Source organism: Pseudomonas sp. NPDC077186 (assembly GCF_044543505.1).
Taxonomy (GTDB): Bacteria; Pseudomonadota; Gammaproteobacteria; order Pseudomonadales; family Pseudomonadaceae; genus Aquipseudomonas.
In genome coordinates this window covers 1,545,508-1,565,803 of the sequence record NZ_JBITWE010000001.1, presented here as the reverse complement: position 1 = coordinate 1,565,803, position 20,296 = coordinate 1,545,508, and the positions used below count along the sequence as shown (strand labels likewise).

Here is a 20,296-nt window from a genome sequence, read left to right as displayed (position 1 = left end):
CGCAATTGCGGGGCTTCGGTCTGTGTGCGGCCTAGGGCTTCTTCAGGCCGTAGCTCTCGTCGAGCATGCCGGGGCCGTCGCTTTTCGGCGCGTAGTCCTTGGGCATTTCGTAGTTCTTCGGCGGGGTCAGGCGCTCGCGCTTCTCGCCGCCTTCGCTGTTGCTGAGGGCGGCCAGCAGACGCTGGCGGGTCAGTTCGTCCAGGGCCAGGCGGTTGGCGCCGTCGGACAGGTGTTCCTGCACGTCCTGGTAGCTCTGGGTGAGTTTCTTCACCAGGCTGGCAGTGGTGTTGAAGTGGGTCACCACCTCGTTCTGGTAGGCCTCGAAGCGCGCCTGCATCTCTTCCATCTGCCGCTGCGTGCGGCTCGGTGCGGCGCTAGGCGCTAGGCGAGCGAGCAGAAAACCGACGGCAATGCCGACCACCAGGGTCAGGGCGGGTATCAACCAGGCTGTAAGGGTCTGTTCCACGAGTCCTTCCTCTCAAAACGGCTTTGCTTTACGTTAGCGGCTCGAACCTGCGCTGTATACGGCCATGCCGTGCCGCGCAGACAGTTTGCTAGACGAGTCGACCCGATCCGGGGTCACGGAGTTCTCTGTTGCTCATCCGCGAAACCGCCGTTTTTATCCCTGGCCCCGTCGGCCAGCTGGAAGCCCTCCTGCTCGAGGTGCCCGACGCCCGTGGCGTGGCGCTGATCTGCCATCCCAACCCGGTACAGGGCGGCACCATGCTCAACAAGGTGGTTTCCACCCTGCAGCGCAGTGCCCGCGACTGCGGCTATCACACGTTGCGTTTCAACTATCGCGGCGTCGGCGCCAGTGCCGGTAGCCATGACATGGGCAGCGGCGAGGTGGACGACGCCGAAGCCGTCGCCGCCTGGCTGCGCGACAGGTATCCACAGCCGCCACTGACCCTGCTCGGCTTTTCCTTCGGCGGCTTCGTCGCCGCCGCACTGGGCGCGCGCCTGGAGGGGCAGGGCGTCGCCCTTGGCAAGCTGTTTATGGTGGCGCCGGCGGTGCATCGACTCACCGCCGATAATCCCCCTGCGGCCCATTGCCCGCTGGTGTTGATCCAGCCGGAGACCGACGAAGTGATCGAAGCGCAGGCGGTCTACGAATGGTCGGCGAGGCTCGGGCGTGCCCACGAGCTGCTGAAAGTGGCAGAATGCGGCCACTTTTTTCACGGCAAGCTGACCGATCTCAAAGATCTGCTGCTTCCGCGTCTTTCGAACTGATCTAAGCGAACGCCATGACCACCCGTATCCTCACCGGCATCACCACCACCGGCACCCCGCACCTGGGCAACTATGCCGGCGCCATTCGTCCGGCCATCCTCGCCAGCCGCGCCGCGGATGCCGACTCCTTCTACTTCCTCGCCGATTACCATGCGCTGATCAAGTGCGACGACCCGGCGCGCATTCAGCGCTCGCGTCTGGAGATCGCCGCCACCTGGCTGGCCCTGGGCCTGGATACCGACAAGGCGACCTTCTATCGCCAGTCCGACATCCCCGAGATTCCCGAGCTGTGCTGGCTGCTGACCTGCGTCGCCGGCAAGGGCTTGCTCAATCGCGCCCATGCCTACAAGGCCTCGGTGGACAAGAACGTCGAGGCCGGCGAAGACCCGGATGCCGGCGTGACCATGGGCCTGTTCAGCTACCCGGTGCTGATGGCGGCGGACATCCTGATGTTCAACGCGCAGAAGGTGCCGGTGGGCCGCGACCAGATCCAGCACGTGGAGATGGCCCGCGACATCGGCCAGCGCTTCAACCACCTGTTCGGCAAGGGCAAGGATCTGTTCACCCTGCCCGAGGCGGTGATCGAGGAAGACGTGGCCACGCTGCCCGGCCTCGACGGGCGCAAGATGAGCAAGAGCTACGACAACACCATCCCGCTGTTCGGCAGCGCCAAGCAGCTCAAGGACGCCGTGGCGCGCATCGTCACCGATTCCAGGCTGCCGGGCGAGCCCAAGGACGCCGACGGCTCGCACCTGTTCACCCTGTACCAGGCCTTCGCCACCCCGGCGCAGCAGGCCGAGTTCCGCGCCGAGCTGGAAGGCGGCCTGGCCTGGGGCGAGGCGAAGAATCGCCTGTACCAGCTGTTGGAAAACGAGCTGGGCGAGGCGCGCGAGCGCTACAACGCGCTGATCGCCAAGCCCGCCGACCTGGAGGACATCCTCCTGGCCGGCGCCGCCAAGGCGCGCCGCATCGCCACGCCCTTCCTCGGCGAACTGCGCGAGGCGGTCGGCCTGCGCTCGTTCCGCGAGCAGGTGCAGGTCGCGGCCGGGGAGAAGAAGAAGGCGGCCAAGAGCGCGCGCTTCGTCAGCTTCCGCGACGACGACGGCAGCTTCCGCTTCCGCCTGCTGGACGCCGCCGGCGAACAGCTGTTGCTGTCGAAAGCCTTCGCCGACGGCAAGTCGGCCGGCATGGTCAATAAGCGCCTGCAGTCCGGCGAACCACTGGATGCGCGCGCCGAAGGCCTGGCCTTCGGCGTCTGGCTGGATGACGAATGCGTGGCGACCAGCCCTGCATTCGCCGATGCTGCGGCGCTGGACGCCGCCATTAGCCGTCTGCGCGAGGCCCTGGCGCCGCAGGAGTAAGGCTGCCGGCCAAGGCATGATTGCCAATCCCCGGGGGCGTCGCTAAAGTGACGCCCCCGTTTTTACTTGCCCGGCTGAGAGCCTGTTTAAAGGCTCGCGAGCTAGGGGCATGCAAGGCAGAGACAGGCGAGGAAGCGGAGTGTACTGGTGTACATGAGCATTCCGAGTCTGTTTCTAACGCGGCAGGCCCGACGCGCAGCAGACTTTGAACAGGCTCTAACGAATCATGACTCCTCTCGAGCGTTATCAGGCCGACCTCAAACGGCCCGACTTCTTCCATGATGCGGCCCAGGAAAACGCCGTGCGCCACCTGCAGCGGCTGTACGACGAGCTGGTCGCCGCCGACCAGGGCAAGGGTGGTCTGCTCGGCAAGCTGTTCGGCAAGAAGCCGCAGGGGCCGGTCAAGGGCATCTATTTCTGGGGTGGGGTCGGGCGCGGCAAGACCTACCTGGTCGATACCTTCTTCGACGCGCTGCCGTTCGAGCAGAAGATGCGCACCCACTTCCACCGCTTCATGAAGCGCGTGCACGAGGAAATGCGCACCCTCAAGGGCGAGAAGAACCCGCTGACCGTCATCGGCCGGCGCTTCGCCGACGAGGCGCGGGTGATCTGCTTCGACGAATTCTTCGTCAGCGACATCACCGACGCGATGATTCTCGCCACCCTGCTCGAGGAGCTGTTCAAGAACGGCGTGTCGCTGGTGGCCACCTCCAACATAGTGCCGGACGGCCTGTACAAGGACGGCCTGCAGCGCGCGCGCTTCCTGCCGGCCATCGCCCTGCTCAAGCAGCACACCGAGATCGTCAACGTCGACAGCGGCGTCGACTACCGCCTGCGCGCGCTGGAGCAGGCCGAGCTGTTCCACTTCCCGCTGGACGCCGAGGCCGAGGTCAGCCTGGACAAGAGCTTCAGGAGCCTGCTGCCGGAGCACTGCACGGTGCAGGAGCACGAGGCGCTGATGATCGAGAACCGCCCCATAATCGCGCGCAAGGTCGGCGACGACGTGGCCTGGTTCGAGTTCCGCGAGCTGTGCGACGGCCCACGCAGCCAGAACGACTACATCGAACTGGGCAAGATCTTCCACGCGGTGATCCTGGCCAACGTCGAGCAGATGAGCACGCCCAAGGACGACATGGCGCGGCGCTTCATCAACCTGGTGGACGAGTTCTACGACCGCAACGTCAAGCTGATCATCTCCGCCGAGGTGGAGCTCAAGGATCTGTACACCGGCGGCCGCCTGACCTTCGAGTTCCAGCGCACCCTCAGCCGCCTGCTGGAGATGCAGTCGCACGAGTTCCTGTCGCGGCCGCACAAGCCCTGATGGCTAGCGCAGCATGAAAAAAGGCGACCGCAAGGTCGCCTTTTTCGTATTGGCGCGGTGATTCGCGTAGGGTGCGCCACGCGCACCAAAAGCCTGTGTCCCCGTTATCAAGGCTCTACGCCGGCACTTCCTGAGGCTTTACTGTTTGTCGGTGCGCACAGCGCACCCTACGCTAGTCGCATGTTTTCAGTTCAATTCTTCGCCAGCTTCTGCTGGTACTGGGCGAGCATCTTCTGCGCATGGGCTACTTCCAGGGCCTCCATGGCGTTGATCGGCTTGATCGCCACGGCGCGCTCGAGGTGCTCGACGACCTTGTCGTGCTGGTCGTCGCCGTACACGTAGGTCAGTGCATTGGCGTATTCGTAATGGCCGATCGGCAGGTCGTCGCGGGCCTGGAAGCTGCGGCTGAAGTATTTCTCCATATTGTCCGCGCTGACCCCGTAGGTCATCTTGCCCACCAGCTTGCCCACCTTGCGGATCACCCCGGCCTCGTAGCCGCCGTACAGCGCCAGGGCGAAGGGTTGCTGCGGCTGCTTGGCCAGCAGCGCCTCGAGCTCATCGGGGATCTGCGAGGTGTAGCCGCGCTTGAGCACCACCGGCACCGACAGCTCCTCGCCCAGACGCGCCTTGGCGTAGACCCGGCCGAACTGGGCGACGGTGTCGGCCTGCACCAGCGCGCCGGCCTCGTCGGTATAGGCGATCACTTCCTCCAGCAGGCGATGCTTCTCGGCCTGCTCCGGCACCAGGAACATGGCGTAGATCACCTGGGCGAACAGCGCCGGGACCTGCCCGCCGACGCCGAGTGCCAGGCCCTGCTCCTTGGCCTGGGCGAAGTCGCCGCGGAACATCAGGCGCCAGACCTCCTGCAGGTTCTGCGCGTAGACCTCGGCCTCTTCCGGCTTGCCGGTGAAGCCGGTATCGGCGCCGACGGTCTTCTCCAGCGCCTGCGGATGGCGGCTGGCCATGCTCAGCACCCAGTCGGCGTCGGGGAAGGGGTAGTCGCCGAAGCCGCGGGTCAGCTGCGGCCAGGCCTGGCGCAGTTTGTCGCCGCCGTAGTCGTAGGCGCTCTGGTCGAGGGGGAAGGGCTTCCAGTTGTCGTCCGCTGCGGCGGTGAGGCTGCAGGCGGCAAGCAGGGCGATAAGGATGCGGCGCATGGCGATGGACCTGTTGTTGTTATTCGTGCCCCGATCATAGGTCGGCGCCACCTGCGGCCAACCTAACCAAGGGTGGGTGGCTGTTCAGTGGCTGTCCTTGTGCTGGAACTGGCGGCGGTACTGATTCGGCGACAGCTCGGTGTGCTGGCGGAACAGTCGGGCGAAGAAGCTGGCGTCGTCGTAGCCGACCTCGTAGCTGATGGTCTTGATGCTCTTGCGGGTCGAGGACAGCAGGCTCTTGGCGGTCTCGATGCGCAGGCGCTGCAGGTAATGCAGCGGTTTGTCGCCCGTTGCGCTCTGGAACCGACGCATGAAGTTGCGGATGCTCATGCCGTGCTCGCGGGCCACGTCCTCGAAGCGGAACTTGTCGGCGTAGTGTTCCTCCAGCCAGTGCTGGATCTGCAGCACGGTGACGTCCTGGTGCAGCTTCTGTCCGCCGAAACCGATGCGCCCCGGGGTGTAGCTGCGCTGCACCTCGTAGAGGATGTCGCGGGCCACGCCCTGGGCCACGCCGGCGCCGCAGTAGCGCTCGATCAAGTAGATATAGAGGTCGCAGGCCGAGGTGACGCCGCCGGCGCAGTACAGGTTGTCGGCATCGGACAGGTGCTTGTCCTGGTTCAGCAGCACCCTGGGGAAGCGCTCGGCGAACTCGCGGAAGAAGCGCCAGTAGGTGGTCGCCTCCTTGCCGTCGAGCAGACCGGCTTCGGCCATCCAGAATACCCCGCTGGCTTCGCCGCAGATCGCCGTGCCGGCCGCGTGCTGGCGTCTTAGCCAGTCCAGCACCTGCGGATAGCGGGCGCTGAGGGCGTCGAAGTCGTCCCAGAAGGCCGGCAGGATGATCACGTCGCAGGCCTCCAGGCCGCCGTCCACCGGCACCTGCACCTTGCTGAAACTGTTTACCGGCAGGCCGTCCGGGCTGACCAGGTGGATCTCGAACGGCGGCTCATGGCCCAGGCCCTGCTGCTTGGCATAACGGATGCCGGCCATATGGAAGAAGTCCTTGGCCTGCAGCAAGGTGGAGGCGAATACGCCGTCGGTGGCGAGGATGCTGACGCGGCGCAGCGAGGCATTGGATTGGGTAGGCATAGATGTTGTTCTTTTTAGGGCTAAGCGGTCATGCGACGGCTGGATCGTCTTATTTTTTGGCGCTTGTGTCCAGTGTGACCAAGCGTTTGCTTGGCTAAAGTCGAGGCCACTTTCCCGAGGTCTCAGACACAGGTGGCGCCATGATCCCCAGAACGCTTTTCAGCTCCGACCATGAACTGTTCCGCGACAGCGTGCGCAAGTTCCTCGAGCAGGAAGCGGTGCCTTATCACCATCAGTGGGAGAAGGACGGCCATATCGACCGCGCGCTGTGGAACAAGGCCGGCGAGGCGGGAATGTTGTGTTCGCATATCCCCGAAGAGTACGGCGGCATGGCGGCCGACTTTCTCTACAGCGCCGTGGTGATCGAGGAGATCGGCCGGCTGGGCCTGACCGGCATCGGCTTCTCGCTGCATTCGGACATCGTCGCGCCCTACATCCTGCATTACGGCAGCGAGGCGCAGAAGCAGCACTACCTGCCCAAGCTGGTCAGCGGTGAAATGGTCACGGCCATCGCCATGACCGAACCGGGCGCCGGCTCCGACCTGCAGGGCGTGAAGACCACCGCCGTGCTCGATGGCGACGAGTACGTGATCAACGGCTCGAAGACCTTTATCACCAATGGCTGGCTGGCCGATCTGGTGATCGTGGTGGCCAAGACCGACCCCAAGGCCGGGGCCAAGGGCACCAGCCTGTTCCTGGTAGAAGCCAGCACGCCGGGCTTCTCCAAGGGCAAGCGCCTGGAGAAAGTGGGCATGAAGGCGCAGGACACCTCCGAGCTGTTCTTCCAGGACGTGCGCGTGCCCAAGGAGAATCTGCTGGGGCAGCCGGGCATGGGCTTCGCCTACCTCATGCAGGAGCTGCCGCAGGAGCGCCTGACCGTCGGCATCGGTGCCCTGGCTTCGGCCGAGGCGGCGCTGCAGTGGACGCTGGATTACACCCGTGAGCGCAAGGCATTCGGCAAGGCCGTGGCGGACTTCCAGAACACCCGCTTCAAGCTGGCCGAGATGGCCACCGAGATCCAGGTCGGCCGGGTGTTCGTCGACCGCTGCCTGGAGCTGCATCTGGCCGGCAAACTGGATGTGCCCACTGCGGCCATGCTCAAGTACTGGACCACCGATTTGCAGTGCAAGGTGCTCGACGAGTGCGTGCAGCTGCACGGCGGCTACGGCTACATGTGGGAATACCCGGTGGCGCGCGCCTGGGCCGACGCGCGGGTGCAGCGCATCTACGCCGGCACCAACGAGATCATGAAGGAAATCATCGCCCGCTCGCTGGTGTAGAACTGTAGGGTGCGCCGTGCGCACCTGATGGCGCCGGCTTGCCGGTGCGCGCGGCGCACCCTACGCGAGGTATCACGGCGCCGGGTTGGGCTGCGCCTTGTGGATCGCCTCGATGCCGGTCAGCACGTCCTCGGAGAGTCGCAGCTCGGCGCTGGCCAGGTTGCTGTCCAGTTGCGCCAGGCTGGTGGCGCCGATGATGTTGCTGGTGACGAAGGGCTGTGCGGTTACGAAGGCCAGGGCCATCTGCGCCGGATCCAGGCCGTGCTCGCGGGCCAGGGCGACGTAGCGCGAGCAGGCCGCCTCCGATTGCGGGTTGGTGTAGCGGGTGAAGCGGCTGAACAGGCTGATGCGCGCGCCGGCCGGCCGCGCGCCGCCCTCGTACTTGCCGCTGAGCATGCCGAAGGCCAGTGGCGAGTAGGCCAGCAGGCCGCACTGCTCGCGCAGCGCCACCTCCGCCAGGCCCACCTCGAAGCTGCGGTTGAGCAGGTTGTAGGGGTTCTGGATCGACACCGCACGCGGCCAGCCGCGGCTGTCGGCCAGTTGCAGGAACTTCATGGTGCCCCAGGGCGTTTCGTTGGACAGGCCGATATGGCGGATCTTGCCGGCCTTGACCTGCTCGTCGAGCACTTGCAGGGTTTCTTCCAGCGGGGTGAAGTCCGCGTCCTGATGCTTGTAGCCGAGCTGGCCGAAGAAGTTGGTCGGACGCTCCGGCCAGTGCAGTTGATAGAGGTCGATCCAGTCGGTCTGCAGGCGTTTCAGGCTTGCGTCCAGCGCCGCGACTATGTGGGCGCGGTTGAACTTCAGCTGGCCGTCGCGGATATGGCCGATGCCGTTGCCGGGGCCGGCGATCTTGCTCGCCAGGATCCAGTCGGCGCGGTCGCCGCGCTGCCTGAAGTAGCTGCCGATGATCTGTTCGGTACGGCTGTAGGTCTCGGCGCGCGGCGGCACCGGGTACATCTCGGCGGTATCCATGAAGTTGACGCCGCAGGCCTTGGCGCGCTCGATCTGGGCATGGCCCTCGGCCTCGCTGTTCTGTTCGCCCCAGGTCATGGTGCCCAGGCAGAGGGCGCTGACTCTGAGGTCGGTGCGGCCCAGCTGACGGTATTCCATTGTTGACTCCTAGTTTTCGACTGCAGGTGAGAGGGTGCATCAAAGCAGGTTGCTATTTTCGCTGCAATCGGCATAATTCCGCGGCTCTCGACGCGGGAACGCCTAGCTCGCCGATAGAGAAGGTGGGGATGCCTAGCCCGCCGAACACCCCGCCGTAGCGGACGCGCTGACCCGAGCCCCCGATAGCGTCTGTTTCCGGCCGTCTTTGACTTGTCAAAGCAAGCACTATTCAGTAAGATCCGCCGTCTTATTTTCAGGGCGGCCCCTGAGGCTATAGCGAATGAAGACTTTTACTGCAAAACCGGAAACTGTTAAGCGCGACTGGTACGTCGTCGACGCTGCAGGTCAGACCCTGGGTCGTCTGGCCACCGAAATCGCCAGCCGTCTGCGCGGCAAGCACAAGCCCGAGTACACCCCGCACGTCGACACCGGCGATTACATCGTCGTGATCAACGCCGAGCAGGTGCGTGTCACCGGTGCCAAGACCAGCGACAAGATGTACTACTCCCACTCCGGTTTCCCGGGCGGCATCAAGTCGATCAACTTCGAGAAGCTGATCGCTCGTGCTCCTGAGCGCGTGATCGAGACCGCGGTCAAAGGCATGCTGCCGAAGAACCCGCTGGGTCGCGACATGTACCGTAAGCTGAAGGTGTACAAGGGTGCCGTTCACCCGCACACCGCTCAGCAGCCCCAAGAACTGAAGATTTAACGGAATAGTTCATTATGTCGGCGACTCAAAACTACGGCACTGGCCGTCGCAAGACCGCAACCGCGCGCGTATTCCTGCGTCCGGGCACCGGTAACATCTCCATCAACAACCGCAGCCTGGATACCTTCTTCGGCCGCGAGACCGCTCGCATGGTCGTGCGTCAGCCGCTGGAGCTGACCGAGACCACCGAGAAGTTCGACATCTACGTTACCGTTATCGGTGGCGGTGTCAGCGGTCAGGCCGGTGCCATCCGTCACGGCATCACCCGCGCCCTGATCGAGTACGACGAGACCCTGCGCAGCCCGCTGCGTAAGGCCGGCTACGTCACTCGCGACGCCCGTGAAGTCGAGCGTAAGAAAGTCGGTCTGCGCAAGGCGCGTAAGCGTCCGCAGTACTCCAAGCGTTAATTCGCTGGCGCTTTCGAAGACGCCCAGTTTCCTTTCGGAACTGGGCGTTTTTTATGGGCGCGACAAAGCGCTGCGACAACGTGCCGCAGCCTTGCAAGCCGCGTGCGACAAGGCTTTCGCCGGCCTCTTCGGGGGTAATTACCTTGTCAGAAAAGGGGCTTTTCTTTACCATTTGGCGAATTTTTTTGCGCGGCCCGATTTTTACTTAGTAGAGGCCTGAACAACAGGCCACAAAGCTGATGGGAGACGACTGAATGAGCAATGACGGCGTGAATGCAGGCCGACGTCGCTTCCTGGTGGCAGCCACTTCCGTGGTGGGCGCTGCCGGAGCGGTAGGTGCTGCGACTCCGTTCGTGGGGTCATGGTTCCCCAGTGCCAAGGCCAAGGCGGCCGGGGCACCGGTGAAGGTGAACGTCAGCAAGATCGAGGCGGGTCAGCAGATGGTTGCTGAGTGGCGCGGTCAGCCGGTGTTCATCGTGCGCCGTACCGAGGAGATCCTGGCCAACCTGAGCAAGATCGAAGGCGGCATGGCCGACCCCGAATCCGCTGCCTCGGTGCAGCCGGAGTACGTCGACAAGAAGACCCGTTCGATCAAGCCTGAGCTGCTGGTGCTGGTCGGTCTGTGCACCCACCTGGGCTGCGCACCGTCCTTCCGCCCGGAAGTGGCCCCGGCCGATCTCGGTCCGGATTGGGTCGGCGGTTATTTCTGCCCCTGCCACGGTTCGCGCTACGACCTCGCCGGCCGCGTCTACAAGGCTCAGCCCGCGCCGTTGAACCTGCCAGTGCCGCCGCACACCTACGAGACGGATGATGTGATCATCATCGGTGTGGACCAGGAGAACGCCTGATGAGCAAATTCATGGAATGGGTGGATGCGCGCTTCCCCGCCACCAAGATGTGGGAAGACCATCTGTCCAAGTACTACGCACCGAAGAACTTCAACTTCTTCTACTTCTTCGGCTCCCTGGCGCTGCTGGTGCTGGTCAACCAGATCGTCACCGGCATCTGGCTGACCATGAGCTTCGAGCCTTCGGCAGAGGGCGCCTTCGCCTCCGTCGAATACATCATGCGCGACGTCGAGTACGGCTGGATCCTGCGCTACCTGCACTCCACCGGCGCTTCGGCGTTCTTCGTGGTGGTCTACCTGCACATGTTCCGCGGTCTGCTCTACGGCTCCTACCAGAAGCCGCGCGAGCTGGTATGGATCTTCGGCATGCTGATCTACCTGATGCTGATGGCCGAGGCCTTCATGGGCTACCTGCTGCCCTGGGGCCAGATGTCCTACTGGGGCGCCCAGGTGATCATCTCGCTGTTCGGCGCCATCCCGGTGATCGGCGACGACCTGACCCAGTGGATTCGCGGTGACTACCTGATTTCCGGGATCACCCTCAACCGCTTCTTCGCCCTGCACGTGATCGCCCTGCCGATCGTGATTCTCGGCCTGGTGGTGCTGCACATCCTGGCGCTGCACGAAGTCGGCTCGAACAACCCGGACGGCGTCGACATCAAGAAGAACAAGGACGAGAACGGTGTGCCGCTGGACGGCATCGCCTTCCACCCTTACTACACCGTGAAAGATATCGTCGGCGTGGTGGTGTTCCTCTTCGTGTTCTGCTTCGTGGTGTTCTTCTTCCCGGAAATGGGCGGTTACTTCCTCGAGAAGCCCAACTTCGAAGCGGCCAACCCGTTCAAGACCCCTGAGCACATCGCCCCGGTGTGGTACTTCACCCCTTACTACGCGATCCTCCGCGCGGTGCCGGACAAGCTGCTCGGCGTCATCGCCATGGGCGCGGCCATCGCGGTGCTGTTCGTCCTGCCCTGGCTCGACCGTAGCCCGGTCAAGTCCATGCGCTACAAGGGTTGGCTGAGCAAGATCTGGCTGGTGATCTTCTGCATTTCCTTCGTCATCCTCGGCGTACTGGGCGTGCTGTCGCCGACTCCGGGTCGTACCCTGCTGTCGCAGGTGTGCACCTTCCTGTACTTCGCGTACTTCATCCTGATGCCGTTCTACACCAGGATGGAGAAGACCAAACCGGTTCCGGAAAGGGTGACTGGCTGATGAAAAAGCTCTTCGCTGCATTTGTGATCGCTGCGCTGCCGGCCCTGGCCCTGGGCGCAGCCAGCAACTATCCGCTGGACAAAGTGGATATCGACCTGCGCGACAAGGCCGCCATGCAGGACGGCGCGCGCACCTTCGCCAACTACTGCATGGGCTGTCACTCGGCCCAGTACCAGCGTTACGAGCGCGTCGCCGACGACCTCGGCATCCCGCACGAGATCATGCTGGAGAACCTGGTGTTCACCGATGCCAAGATCGGCGACCACATGAAGATCGGCATGAAGCCGGACGACGCCAAGGCCTGGTTCGGTGCGGCGCCGCCCGACCTGACGCTGGTCGCCCGGGTACGCGGCAACGACTGGCTGTACACCTACCTGCGCACCTTCTACGCCGACCCGGCGCGTCCGCTGGGCGCTAACAACAAGGTATTCCCCAACGTCGGCATGCCCAACGTGCTGGTTGGGCTGCAGGGCAACCAGGTGATCGGCTGCAAGCAGGTGCAGGTGGTGGAGAACGGCAAGAAGCAGTTCGACCCGCTGACCGGCACCCCGATCACTCACGAAGCCTGCGACCAGCTGGCCGTCGAGCCGAACAGCGGCAGCCTGAGCGAGGCCGAGTTCGACGAGAAGATCAAGAACCTGGTGACCTTCCTGGCCTACTCGGCCAACCCGGTCAAGCTGGAGTCTCAGCGCATCGGCACCTACGTGCTGCTGTACCTGGCCTTCTTCTTCGTCTTCGCCTACCTGCTCAAGCGCGAATACTGGAAGGACGTTCACTAAGTCGTTCCAGCTTTGCGTACGAACCTGCGCGCCCTGATGGGCGCGCAGGTGTTTGTACCCTGCCATATTCGGCGGCTACCCCCGCAGGGCGTCGCCAGCGACATCGAAAATTGCTCCCGGCAATTTTTTCCTGCATCTGAGAAAGTCAAGAAAACGCGAGGAGGATCGCCATGGCGGTGACCAATAGGTTGACCTGCTACTCCGACCCCGCCGACCACTATTCCCATCGCGTGCGTCTGGTGCTCGCCGAGAAAGGTGTCAGCGTCGAGATCGTCGATGTCGAGCTGGGCCGTTGCCCGCCCAAGCTGGCTGAACTCAATCCCTACGGCAGCGTGCCGACCCTGGTCGACCGCGACCTGGCGCTGTACGAATCGTCCGTGGTGATGGAATATCTGGATGAGCGTTACCCGCATCCGCCGCTGTTGCCGGTGTATCCGGTGGCGCGCGCCAACAGCCGCCTGCTGATGCACCGTATCCAGCGCGACTGGTGTGCCCTGGTCGACCGCATTCTCGACAAGCGCAGCAAGGAGGCCGAGCGCCAGCTGGCGCGCAAGGAGTTGCGCGAGAGCCTGACCGGCGTGTCGCCGCTGTTCGCCGACAAGCCGTTCTTTCTCAGCGACGAGTTGAGCCTGGTGGATTGCTGCCTGCTGCCGATTCTCTGGCGTTTGCCGCGGCTGGGGATCGAGTTGCCGCGACCGGCCAAGCCGCTGCTCGACTACATGGAACGGCAGTTCGCCCGCGAGGCCTTCCAGGCCAGTCTGTCCGCCGCCGAGCGCGAAATGCGCTGAGAAGGAGAAAACCATGAATTCCAGCCGTCCCTACCTGGTGCGCGCCCTGTACGAGTGGATAGTCGACAACGACTGCACCCCGCATCTGCTGGTCAATGCCGAATACCCCGGGGTGCAGGTGCCGCCGGGTTTCGCCAGCGACGGGCAGATCGTGCTCAACGCTTCGCCCAACGCGGTGCGTCATCTGCATATGGACAACCAGGCGGTGAGCTTCGAGGGTCGCTTCGGCGGCGTGGCCCATAGCCTGTACATCCCGGCCGCGGCGATCCTGGCGATCTATGCGCGGGAGAACGGCCAGGGCATGGTCTTCGATATGGAGCCGCCGCAGGCGGACGACGAAGACGAGCAGGGCCCGGACGATGACGGCCCGTCCGGCGGCGAGCCGCCGCGGCCCAGCGGTCGGCCGAGCCTCAAGGTGGTCAAATAAGCAGCTGCAAGCCGGTAGCTTCAAGCTGCAAGTAAAAACGGGCGCCATCGGCGCCCGTTCTTCTTGTTGCTCCCGCCGCCTTGGCTCTTGCTTGCGGCTTGAGGCTTGAAGCTTGAAGCTTGAAGCTGCCTAGTTGGTGTACTCGAACAGGCGCACCACCTTCTGCACCCCGGCCACGCCCTGCACCACGCGGGTGGCGGCGTTGGCTTCCTCGCGGGTCACCAGGCCGAGCAGGTAGACGATGCCGTTTTCGGTGACCACCTTGATCCGCGTGCTCGGCACCGTGGCGTCGGCGAGCATCTGGGTCTTGATCTTGGTGGTCAGCAGCGAGTCGTTGCTGCGAGCCAGCAGCGAGGCCGGTTGCTGCACTTGCAGCTCGTTATAGACCTTCTTCACCCCCTGCACGCGGCGCGCGGCCTGGGCGGCGGCGTCCTTCAGCTCGCTGCGCGGGGTCTGCCCGGCGAGCAGGATCACGCCGTTGTAGCTGGTGACGATGATCCGCGAGGTGGGGCTGGCCAGGTCGGCGTGGGCCTTGCTGACCTGGGTGGCGACATCCGGGGCGAGGAACTGGTCGTCGATCTTGTTGCCGATGCTGCGGCTGCCGCAGCCGGCCAGGCTCAGGGTCACGGCCAGGGCGGCCAGGATCAGCGCGGAACGCTTCATTCTTCACTCCCGAAAAGTTGACTGTCGATCAGGTCGCACAGGCAGTGGATGGCCAGCAGGTGGACTTCCTGGATGCGTGCGGTGACTTTGGCCGGCACGCGGATCTCCACGTCCTCGGGCAGCAGCAGCGAGGCCATGCCGCCGCCGTCGCGGCCGGTGAGGGCGACCACGGTCATCTCGCGGTCGTGGGCGGCCTGGATGGCCTGGATCACGTTGGCCGAGTTGCCGCTGGTGGAAATGGCCAGCAGCACGTCGCCGGGCTGGCCGAGTGCGCGGATCTGCTTGGAGAACACCTCGTTGTAGCTGTAGTCGTTGGCGATCGAGGTGATGGTCGAGCTGTCGGTGGTCAGGGCGATGGCCGGCAGGCTGGGGCGCTCGCGCTCGAAGCGGTTGAGCAGCTCGGAGGAGAAGTGCTGGGCGTCGCCGGCCGAGCCGCCGTTGCCGCAGGAGAGAATCTTGCCCTCGTTGAGCAGGGCCTGAACCATCACCAGGCTGGCGTGCTCGATGTAGGGAACCAGGACTTCCATGGCCTGTTGCTTGGTGTCGATGCTGGCTTGGAACAGCTGGCGGATTCGGGATTGCATGTCCATCGGTTAAACCTTGAGTGTGCGGCCGTCAGGCGTCGAAGGCGTTCTTGATCCAGTCGAGGCCGGGGCCGCCGATGGCGACCACGTCGAAGCGGCAGGGGTGGCGGGCCCAGCGAGACTGCTGCTGGAGGAAGAGCTCGGCGGCCATGATCAACTTGCCGCGCTTGCGCGCATCGATACTCTCCAGGGCGCCGCCCCAGGCGCTGTGACGGCGGGCGCGGACTTCGACGAATACTACTGTATCGCCGTCGAGCATGACCAGATCGAGCTCGCCGCGGCGACAGCTCCAGTTCCGTTCGATCAGGCGCAGGCCGTTACGTTCCAGATGCTCGCGGGCGGCCTGTTCGGCGGCCCGGCCGAGCTCGTTGTGGGCACTCAATTGAGCGCGTCGGGAAGGCGCTGGACCTGGCCGCCGCGGAACTCGGCCCAGGGCAACTGGCGTTCGATGCGCTGCGCCGGGTTGAGGCTGAGGCTGCCGGACAGGCCGTCGATGCGCGACTCCGGCAGGGCCTTGAGCTGGCCCAGGCGCGGCGCCAGGCGGTAGGCGTCGACGCCCATGGCGTACAGCCGGCCGAGGCTGCCGGCGGCCTGCGGCCACTGACCGCTGACCTGCTGGCGCAGCGGGTCCTGCGCGTCCAGCAGCCAGGGCGTCTCGCAGAAGCGGATGCCTTCCAGGTCCTGGTACTGCGCCTGGCTGTGGGCGCCGGTGAACAGGTGCGAGGTGGCGTACACCGGCACGTCGCCGGCGTACTGGAAGGCCAGGGTCGGCTTGATCTGCTGCGCCTGTTGCGGGGTGGCGGCGAGGAAGATGAAGTCGATGTCCTGGCGCCGCGCCGGCTGGGCGTCGAGGTTGGTGCCCAGGGTGTTCTGCAGACGGCGGGCGCGGGCCTCGCTTTCGCGCAGCTGGAACAGGTCGGCGATCTGCCGGGCCAGTTCCACCGGCTGGTCGACGTGTTCGGCGGCGATCAGGCTGCCGCCCTGGGCCTGCCAGCTCTGGCGGAAGGCTTCCAGCACGCGGTCGCCCCAGTCGCCGCGCGGCACCAGGGCCACGGCGCGGCGCATGCCGTCGTCCCAGGCGCGACGGGCCACTTCGCGGGCCTCGTCCTCGGCGGCCAGGCCGAACTGGAACAGCTGGGCCGGTCCTTCCTGCCCGGCGTCGCTGTAGTTCAGCGCCAGGGTGGTGATCGGCAGCTGCTCGCGCTCGCTGAGCTGCTTGACCAGCGGCTTCTCCAGCGGGCCGACCACCAGTTGCACGCCGTCGGCCTGGGCCTGCTGGTAGAAGGCGTCCAGCGAGCCGATGCGGGCGCTGTCGTAGAGTTGGATCTGCGGCGGGTTCTGGCCGGCCTGCTGGGCTTCGTAGTGGGCGGCGAGGAAGCCGTCGCGCAGGGCGCGGGCGACGCTGGCCAGTTGGCCTTCCTGGGGCAGCAGCAGGGCGATGCGGGTCAGCGGCTGGCTGGCCAGCTCGCGCAGCTTGCCCAGCGCCTCGGGCAGCTGTTCGGCGGCCGGGTGTTGCGGGTTCTGCGCGACCCATTGATCGATGGCGGCTTGCTGCTGCTCCAGGGTGGCGCCGGCCTTGGTCACGCGCGCCAGTTCCAGCCAGCCGGCCAGGTCGCTGTCGGCGCCGGCCGAGGTCTGCGGCGGCAGGGCGGAAACCAGGGCCCAGATGCTTTCATGGTTGTCGTGGGCGGCCTGGCCGCTCAGCAGCGGGGCGATGAACACCCGCTCGCGGGCGGCGGCCAGGGCCTGGCCGTCGGCTTCCAGGGCGCGGGCGCGGACCAGTTGGGTACGGATCTGCTGCTCCACCGGCAGCTCGGCCAGGCGCTCCAGGCTGGGGTGTTGCAGGGCCTGCAGGGCGCTCTTGGGCTGCTGGCGGGCCAGCGCCAGTTCGGCGTCCAGGGTGCTGGCGAAGATCTGCTGGGCTGGCGCCAGGGCGGCCAGGTCGATCTGTTCGCGGATGCGCGCGGCGCGGGCGATGTCCTTCTGCTGATAGGCCTGGTCGGCGGCGGACAGGCGCAGCAGGGCGGCCTGCTCCGGCTTGCTTTCGGCGGCCTGCTGGAGCATCTGCTCGATGCTGGCCTGTGGGGTGCGCGGCAGCTGACCCAGGGTGTTGGAGGGCGAGCTGGCGCAGGCGGCGAGCAGGCCGGCCAGGCACAGGGCGGAAAGGGGGCGCAGGCTAGCGATCATCGGGGCATCCTGGTGCTTGAGCGAATCAGGCGGCGATTGTACCCAAGCCCTGCAGTCGGTGCGATGTTGCCGGGGTGGAAGCGGCTAGAATGAGCGCTCTTTCAATTAACGAGGTGTTTCCAGTGAGTCATTCCGCCGTTGCCAGTGCTCAGCCCGGCACCCTCTACGTGGTCGCCACGCCGATCGGCAACCTGGACGACATCAGTGCCCGCGCCCTGCGGATTCTGCGCGACGTGGCCTTGATCGCCGCCGAAGACACCCGTCACTCGATGCGCCTGCTGCAGCATTTCGGCATCGAAACGCCGCTGGCGGCCTGCCACGAGCACAACGAGCGCGACCAGGGCGGGCGTTTTCTCGCCAAGCTGGAGGCCGGCGAGGATGTGGCGCTGATCTCCGATGCGGGCACGCCGCTGATCTCCGATCCCGGCTACCACCTGGTGCGCCAGGCGCGCGCCGCCGGCTTCGCCGTGGTGCCGGTGCCGGGCGCCTGTGCGCTGATCGCCGCGCTATCGGCTGCCGGCCTGCCGTCGGATCGCTTCATCTTCGAGGGGTTCCTGCCGGCCAAGGCTGTGGGGCGGCGCGCGCGCCTGGAGCAGGTGCGCGAGGAGCCGCGTACGCTGATCTTCTACGAGGCGCCGCACCGTATCCTCGAGTGCCTGGAGGACATGCGCGCGGTATTCGGCGACGAGCGTCCGGCGCTGCTGGCCCGCGAGCTGACCAAGACCTTCGAGACCCTCAAGGGCCTGCCGCTGGCCGAGCTGTGCGCCTGGGTGGCCGGCGACAGCAATCAGCAGCGCGGCGAGTGCGTGGTGCTGGTGGCCGGCTGGCAGGCGCCGGAAGGCGAGGAGGCGGTCAGCGCCGAGGCGCTGCGGGTGCTCGACCTGCTGCTGGCGGAAATGCCGCTCAAGCGCGCGGCGGCGTTGGCCGCCGAGATCACCGGGGTGCGCAAGAACCTGCTCTACCAGGTGGCGCTGACGCGCCAGGGATGAGCTCGCTCCTGCAGGGGGCAGGCTGCTTTTTCTTGCAGCTTGTAGCTTGCCGCTTGCCGCTTTGTTACCCTTGCCGGCGGAGAGTCGATCGGACAGTCGCTGCCTTCGCAAGAAGGGGGAGGAAAGTCCGGGCTCCATAGGGCGGAGTGCCAGGTAACCCCTGGGAGGCGCGAGCCTACGGAAAGTGCCACAGAAAATAACCGCCTAAGCGCTTCGGCGCCGGTAAGGGTGAAAAGGTGCGGTAAGAGCGCACCGCACGGCTGGCAACAGTCCGTGGCTAGGTAAACCCCACTCGGAGCAAGACCAAATAGGGTTCCATTGGCGTGGCCCGCGCTGGAACCGGGTAGGTTGCTAAAGGCGTGCAGTGATGTACGTCGTAGAGGAATGACTGTCCTCGACAGAACCCGGCTTACAGATCGACTCTCCACCTCCCTTCTCCCCTCGATTTGCGCTTTTACTTCCCGCTTTTCTAATGCCGAAAAAATCTTACTCTTAACAAATTACTTTAAGTTCGAATTTCAGCTCTCTGGAATAGCTGGTTTTTGCCTCTCGAATAGCCCTTCCGGCATCGCTTTTTTCCTCGCATTCGTTCGCTAAATCTCCGTTCTGTAAGGATTTTTCCCTTCTGGCGCGCCTTGACGGTGGGGCGTACGCATTCCTATAGTGTGCGCAAGTGGTGAGAAGTGGCATGAAGTGGGTTTTTTTGGGCATGGAAAGCTAATTACAGGGGAAGCGCAGCCGTGTTTCGCGGAGCTAACGCCATCAGTCTCGACGCCAAAGGGCGCCTCGCGATGCCGAGTCGGTATCGCGACGAGCTCGTTTCGCGTTGTGCCGGCCAGCTCATCGTCACCATCGATGCCGTCGACCCCTGCCTCTGTGTCTACCCGCTGGCCGAGTGGGAACTGATCGAGAACAAGCTGCGCGAGCTGGCCTCCTTCCGTGAAGAGAACCGCCGCCTGCAGCGCCTGCTGATCGGCAACGCCGTCGACCTCGAACTGGATGCCAGCGGGCGTTTCCTGGTGCCGCCGCGCCTGCGCGAGTACGCCAAGCTGGACAAGCGGGCGATGCTCGTCGGCCAGCTGAACAAATTCCAACTCTGGGACGAAGATACCTGGAATGCCGTAGCCGAAGCCGACCTCGCCGCCATCAAGCAGCCCGGCGCCCTTTCCGACGACTTGCGTGACCTGATCCTGTGACCATGACCGACAACAGCTTCCGCCATATCACCGTGCTGCTCGACGAGGCCGTCGAGGGGCTCGCCGTGCGCGCCGGCGGCTGCTACTTGGACGGCACCTTCGGTCGCGGCGGGCACAGTCGGCTGATCTTGCAGAGGCTCGGCCCAGACGGGCGGCTCCTGGGGTTCGACAAGGACCCCCTGGCGATAGCCACCGGGGAAGCATTGGCGGCCGAAGACGGCCGCTTTGTCGTTGTGCAGCGCAGTTTTGCGGAACTCGGCGAGGAAATCGCTGTCCGCGGCCTAGTCGGCAAGGTCGCCGGCATCCTGCTGGACCTCGGCGTGTCGTCGCCGCAGTTGGACGATCCCGAGCGCGGCTTCAGCTTCCTCAACGACGGCCCGCTGGATATGCGCATGAACCCGGATGTCGGGGTGAGCGCGGCGCAGTGGATCGCCAGCGCCGCCGAGGACGAGATCGCCCGCGTGCTCAAGGACTACGGCGAAGAGCGTTTCGCCAAGCGCATGGCGCGTGCCGTGGTGCAGCGCCGCGAGCAGCAGCCCTTTACCCGCACCGCCGACCTGGCCAAGGTGCTGACCGAGGCCAACCCGGCCTGGGAGAAGGGCAAGAACCCGGCGACGCGTGCCTTCCAGGGCATTCGCATTCACGTCAACAACGAATTGGGCGACCTCGAGCGCGGCCTCGACGCGGCGCTGGAAGCGCTGGAAGTCGGCGGTCGCCTGGTGGTGATCAGCTTCCACTCGCTGGAAGACCGCATCGTCAAGCAGTTCATGAAGCGCCAGGCCAAGGGCGAGGCGGACAAGCTGCCGCGCGACCTGCCGATCATCCCCAAGGCCTTCGAGCCGCGCCTGAAGCTGATCGGCAAGCCGGTCTTCGCCGGCGAGGCGGAGCTCAAGGCCAACCCGCGCTCGCGCAGTGCGGTGCTGCGCATCGCGGAGAAACTGCGGTGAGCCTGCGTCTCGGCAAGAG

Annotated in this window: 22 protein-coding genes and 1 other RNA gene; 15 read left to right on the top strand and 8 right to left on the bottom strand. The window is 65.1% G+C overall.

Annotated features, from left to right (window positions below; translation table 11 throughout):
• Positions 1 to 31: 31 nt before the first annotated feature.
• On the bottom strand, positions 32 to 466 hold the full coding sequence (locus ACIGKL_RS07420; RefSeq protein WP_397486022.1) for a YhcB family protein: 435 nt from the start codon (positions 464 to 466) through the stop codon (positions 32 to 34).
• A gap of 128 nt (positions 467 to 594) precedes the next feature.
• Here ACIGKL_RS07420 and ACIGKL_RS07415 point away from each other — a divergent pair, with 128 nt between their 5' ends.
• From ACIGKL_RS07415 to zapE, 3 genes are all read left to right on the top strand, one after another.
• On the top strand, positions 595 to 1,230 hold the full coding sequence (locus ACIGKL_RS07415) for an alpha/beta hydrolase (RefSeq protein WP_397486021.1): 636 nt from the start codon (positions 595 to 597) through the stop codon (positions 1,228 to 1,230).
• A 14-nt stretch (positions 1,231 to 1,244) separates the two neighbouring features.
• Complete coding sequence (locus tag ACIGKL_RS07410) at positions 1,245 to 2,591, top strand: tryptophan--tRNA ligase (protein ID WP_397486020.1); 1,347 nt, start codon at positions 1,245 to 1,247, stop codon at positions 2,589 to 2,591.
• Between the two features lie 226 nt (positions 2,592 to 2,817).
• Positions 2,818 to 3,912 carry a cell division protein ZapE gene (gene zapE, locus ACIGKL_RS07405; protein ID WP_397486019.1) on the top strand — a complete coding sequence of 365 codons (1,095 nt, stop codon included), beginning with the start codon at positions 2,818 to 2,820 and terminating at the stop codon, positions 3,910 to 3,912.
• A gap of 191 nt (positions 3,913 to 4,103) precedes the next feature.
• Here zapE and ACIGKL_RS07400 read toward each other — a convergent pair whose 3' ends face one another.
• Positions 4,104 to 5,066 carry a hypothetical protein gene (locus ACIGKL_RS07400; protein WP_397486018.1) on the bottom strand — a complete coding sequence of 321 codons (963 nt, stop codon included), beginning with the start codon at positions 5,064 to 5,066 and terminating at the stop codon, positions 4,104 to 4,106.
• Between the two features lie 84 nt (positions 5,067 to 5,150).
• Positions 5,151 to 6,053, bottom strand: coding sequence for a GlxA family transcriptional regulator (locus ACIGKL_RS07395; protein ID WP_397486263.1), 903 nt, complete (start codon positions 6,051 to 6,053; stop codon positions 5,151 to 5,153).
• Between the two features lie 239 nt (positions 6,054 to 6,292).
• Between ACIGKL_RS07395 and ACIGKL_RS07390 the strand changes: the two genes are divergently transcribed.
• Positions 6,293 to 7,432 carry an acyl-CoA dehydrogenase family protein gene (locus ACIGKL_RS07390; protein WP_397486017.1) on the top strand — a complete coding sequence of 380 codons (1,140 nt, stop codon included), beginning with the start codon at positions 6,293 to 6,295 and terminating at the stop codon, positions 7,430 to 7,432.
• A 72-nt stretch (positions 7,433 to 7,504) separates the two neighbouring features.
• Here ACIGKL_RS07390 and ACIGKL_RS07385 read toward each other — a convergent pair whose 3' ends face one another.
• Positions 7,505 to 8,542, bottom strand: a complete 1,038-nt coding sequence (locus ACIGKL_RS07385) for an NADP(H)-dependent aldo-keto reductase (RefSeq protein ID WP_397486016.1) — start codon at positions 8,540 to 8,542, stop codon at positions 7,505 to 7,507.
• 280 nt (positions 8,543 to 8,822) lie between these two features.
• Between ACIGKL_RS07385 and rplM the strand changes: the two genes are divergently transcribed.
• The 7 genes from rplM (at position 8,823) to ACIGKL_RS07350 (ending at position 13,711) form a co-directional block, all read left to right on the top strand.
• Positions 8,823 to 9,251: a 50S ribosomal protein L13 gene (gene rplM, locus ACIGKL_RS07380; RefSeq protein WP_021442294.1), complete on the top strand. Its 429-nt coding sequence runs from the start codon at positions 8,823 to 8,825 to the stop codon at positions 9,249 to 9,251.
• Positions 9,252 to 9,265: 14 nt separating this feature from the next.
• Positions 9,266 to 9,658, top strand: coding sequence for a 30S ribosomal protein S9 (gene rpsI / locus ACIGKL_RS07375; protein WP_003242948.1), 393 nt, complete (start codon positions 9,266 to 9,268; stop codon positions 9,656 to 9,658).
• 254 nt (positions 9,659 to 9,912) lie between these two features.
• Positions 9,913 to 10,506: a ubiquinol-cytochrome c reductase iron-sulfur subunit gene (petA, locus tag ACIGKL_RS07370; protein WP_397486015.1), complete on the top strand. Its 594-nt coding sequence runs from the start codon at positions 9,913 to 9,915 to the stop codon at positions 10,504 to 10,506.
• Positions 10,506 to 11,717: a cytochrome bc complex cytochrome b subunit gene (locus ACIGKL_RS07365; RefSeq protein WP_021442292.1), complete on the top strand. Its 1,212-nt coding sequence runs from the start codon at positions 10,506 to 10,508 to the stop codon at positions 11,715 to 11,717. Before petA ends, ACIGKL_RS07365 begins: the two co-directional genes overlap by 1 nt.
• Positions 11,717 to 12,496 carry a cytochrome c1 gene (locus ACIGKL_RS07360; protein ID WP_397486014.1) on the top strand — a complete coding sequence of 260 codons (780 nt, stop codon included), beginning with the start codon at positions 11,717 to 11,719 and terminating at the stop codon, positions 12,494 to 12,496. Before ACIGKL_RS07365 ends, ACIGKL_RS07360 begins: the two co-directional genes overlap by 1 nt.
• Positions 12,497 to 12,666: 170 nt before the next feature.
• Entirely contained in the window at positions 12,667 to 13,284 is a 618-nt protein-coding gene (locus ACIGKL_RS07355; protein WP_021442290.1) for a glutathione S-transferase N-terminal domain-containing protein, read from the top strand.
• Between the two features lie 13 nt (positions 13,285 to 13,297).
• A complete protein-coding gene (locus tag ACIGKL_RS07350) occupies positions 13,298 to 13,711 on the top strand; it encodes a ClpXP protease specificity-enhancing factor (RefSeq protein WP_397486013.1) in 414 nt (137 codons plus the stop codon).
• 129 nt (positions 13,712 to 13,840) lie between these two features.
• Here the strand turns inward: ACIGKL_RS07350 and ACIGKL_RS07345 are convergent, their stop codons facing one another.
• Genes ACIGKL_RS07345 through ACIGKL_RS07330 form a run of 4 tightly spaced genes read right to left on the bottom strand, consistent with a single transcriptional unit; the run spans position 13,841 to position 17,145 of the window.
• Positions 13,841 to 14,374, bottom strand: coding sequence for a BON domain-containing protein (locus ACIGKL_RS07345; RefSeq protein ID WP_397486012.1), 534 nt, complete (start codon positions 14,372 to 14,374; stop codon positions 13,841 to 13,843).
• Complete coding sequence (locus tag ACIGKL_RS07340; RefSeq protein ID WP_021442287.1) at positions 14,371 to 14,964, bottom strand: phosphoheptose isomerase; 594 nt, start codon at positions 14,962 to 14,964, stop codon at positions 14,371 to 14,373. The genes ACIGKL_RS07345 and ACIGKL_RS07340 overlap by 4 nt, the downstream gene beginning before the upstream one ends.
• Before the next feature lie 25 nt (positions 14,965 to 14,989).
• Entirely contained in the window at positions 14,990 to 15,340 is a 351-nt protein-coding gene (locus ACIGKL_RS07335) for a YraN family protein (protein WP_021442286.1), read from the bottom strand.
• Positions 15,337 to 17,145, bottom strand: a complete 1,809-nt coding sequence (locus ACIGKL_RS07330) for a penicillin-binding protein activator (RefSeq protein WP_397486011.1) — start codon at positions 17,143 to 17,145, stop codon at positions 15,337 to 15,339. Before ACIGKL_RS07330 ends, ACIGKL_RS07335 begins: the two co-directional genes overlap by 4 nt.
• 89 nt (positions 17,146 to 17,234) lie before the next feature.
• On the opposite strand from ACIGKL_RS07330, the gene rsmI reads away from it, so the two are divergent.
• The 4 genes from rsmI (at position 17,235) to rsmH (ending at position 20,277) form a co-directional block, all read left to right on the top strand.
• Entirely contained in the window at positions 17,235 to 18,134 is a 900-nt protein-coding gene (rsmI, locus tag ACIGKL_RS07325; RefSeq protein WP_397486010.1) for a 16S rRNA (cytidine(1402)-2'-O)-methyltransferase, read from the top strand.
• Positions 18,135 to 18,214: 80 nt separating this feature from the next.
• Positions 18,215 to 18,562, top strand: an RNA gene (rnpB, locus tag ACIGKL_RS07320) — RNase P RNA component class A.
• Positions 18,563 to 18,874: 312 nt separating this feature from the next.
• On the top strand, positions 18,875 to 19,330 hold the full coding sequence (gene mraZ / locus ACIGKL_RS07315) for a division/cell wall cluster transcriptional repressor MraZ (RefSeq protein WP_031303041.1): 456 nt from the start codon (positions 18,875 to 18,877) through the stop codon (positions 19,328 to 19,330).
• Between the two features lie 2 nt (positions 19,331 to 19,332).
• The gene (gene rsmH / locus ACIGKL_RS07310) at positions 19,333 to 20,277 is read left to right on the top strand and encodes a 16S rRNA (cytosine(1402)-N(4))-methyltransferase RsmH (RefSeq protein WP_397486009.1); all 945 of its coding nucleotides are present in this window, start codon (positions 19,333 to 19,335) and stop codon (positions 20,275 to 20,277) included.
• Positions 20,278 to 20,296 lie beyond the last annotated feature (19 nt).